The following is a 1,966-nucleotide window of genomic DNA, read 5'->3' as shown; positions in this document are numbered from 1 at the left end:
AATCAGAATTTAGTTTATTCACACATTTTAGCGTAGCATCAATATCAAGGTGCGTGTAGATACATAAGTTGTAATGGTCGTTCTTAACCAACTTCCACAAGAATTTAGAAGTTGGATCTTTAGGGTAAAGTTTGTACGCACCAAACTGATCAAACTTAGTACCTATCGGCAGTTCAAACTCATATAGCTGGTGCTTTTCTTGAAAAGCGATAGCTAAAATTGAGTTTGCTTTCTGCATATTGTGTGGGTCATATTCAATGTAACTCGGTAAATGTAGTCCTTTGTAATAACCCTGAATTGTTGTTGCCATAATTAGATTTCCTCTTTGTTATTAAAATTAAAAAAAGCAATACCTCGCCCATCAAACGGTATGCTTGTGGGTTTGAATTGCTTAGGCTTTGTTGTTGCACTTGAAAGTGCAGAATTGGTACTTGCGTTAGAGTAATGATTTAAGCTCTTTTTAGCGCTGTTTGTCTTTTGTGGTACCTACCCAAGGGCAAGACCCTTTACAGCGCTTTTACGGCGTTCTTTTATATCATTACGGTATGATTTGAAGGTGGGTTATAGCATTGCTAAGCTAGAACATAACTTCAACGTTATGCTGAGCTATAAACTGTTGTTGTTTTCTTGAACTGACAGGTAATAACGGCTTCATCTCTCTGCTTCCATCGAAAGATCTTTTCATACCTTTCAGCTTTTGATCTAACTTTGCTCGGTAACAATGCCTAGTCACAGCATCATCGATACCATCTACACCATCACGGTTTAACCAATGAAAATGTATCTTTCCTCTAGGATCGTCATCTTCTAACTCTCTCGGGCTGAGAAATGCAGTTAATACCCCATCTAAGTTTTTCACAGCTTCTTGTATCGTTCTTAACTGACTTGGGGGGAAATGATTTGCTATTACCATCAAATGATAATGTTCCCCCATACCATATTTGGTTTTAAACTCTCGTGTCCATCTGTAGTAATAGTTCTCTGCGGGTAATACCTGCTTTAGGCTATTCGGATTAAAAGCAACATATTCAAGACCATCATCATAATGCTCTCCATTGAATAGTTGGGACTTTGTTGTTTCATCTGTGTTTATTGTAATGTCAAATACAACATAGTCGCTGGTACTGTCTTGCTCTGACAACTCTTGATAGTACTCCAGAGCGTCAATGATGATATCCAATTGGACTTGATCGTATGTGTATATATCATTGATATTGTAGTTTCTATACTCTCCTACATCACCACGAATAATCTTTCTTCTAGGCATATTGTTCTATTCTCTCCTTATAATTTAATTAGTATTTAATCCTCATATGTACTCTAAGTATCTATTAATAATATATCAATCAAAAGGCAGGCAATACGAAAGCACAACATAACAGAATTGGCTGAAATGCTTGTAATTAAAGGCGTGCAGGAAAGATAAAACGGTTTGAAGAACTTGCGTTATAAAATAATTAGGTACATAGTGATACTTTAGACAACCTTATCTTAGCATATTGTTAATGGCGGTGATAATCATTTTTTCAAGTACATAAATTAAAATTAATTCACTAAATTGATATAAACGCAAAAGCGCTAATAACTTGAATTAGGCTCACTGTTACACCCCTAACCAACGAATTACAGTCATCCTTGCTACATTCAATTGTTTAGCAATCTGAGTGTTATTCATACCTTGCTCATGTAGCTGCTTCGCTTGAAATAAGCATGACAATAAAAATTTATCACTTTCCGAAGTCGGTTTTTTCTCTCAGGGTTGTAAATATTCTGTCGGCTGTACCTTTGCTCACGCCTTTAGGATCTCGCAGGATATTCGCTAACCATGATTGAAATGCAAGATAGTCTTTTGTACCTGCTAAATCTGAAATGGAGTGCTCTTTGGATAATATGATGCTGTATTTACTGATCTGAGCTTCTGTTAAATTGCAAAACATGTCGATAGTATTTTGATCTTTGGACGTAA

Annotated in this window: 3 protein-coding genes and 1 pseudogene; all 4 read right to left on the bottom strand. The window is 36.1% G+C overall.

The features are described 5' to 3' along the window. The coding region (locus FTV42_RS16500) for a hypothetical protein (RefSeq protein WP_180039220.1) at positions 1 to 310 on the bottom strand (310 nt) is incomplete at its 3' end. Between the two features lie 267 nt (positions 311 to 577). After that, a complete protein-coding gene (locus tag FTV42_RS16495; protein WP_180039219.1) occupies positions 578 to 1,267 on the bottom strand; it encodes a hypothetical protein in 690 nt (229 codons plus the stop codon). Positions 1,268 to 1,603: 336 nt separating this feature from the next. Further along, on the bottom strand, positions 1,604 to 1,717 hold the full coding sequence (locus FTV42_RS17745) for a helix-turn-helix domain-containing protein (protein ID WP_257223479.1): 114 nt from the start codon (positions 1,715 to 1,717) through the stop codon (positions 1,604 to 1,606). 10 nt (positions 1,718 to 1,727) lie between these two features. Next, a pseudogene (locus FTV42_RS17440) lies at positions 1,728 to 1,966 on the bottom strand (replication initiation protein); the annotation flags it as partial.

This window comes from Acinetobacter sp. YH16052 (genome assembly GCF_013417155.1).
In the GTDB taxonomy this organism is placed as follows: Bacteria; Pseudomonadota; Gammaproteobacteria; order Pseudomonadales; family Moraxellaceae; genus Acinetobacter.
Note: the sequence above shows the minus strand (reverse complement) of the source record. Positions and strands in the feature narration are given on the sequence as shown.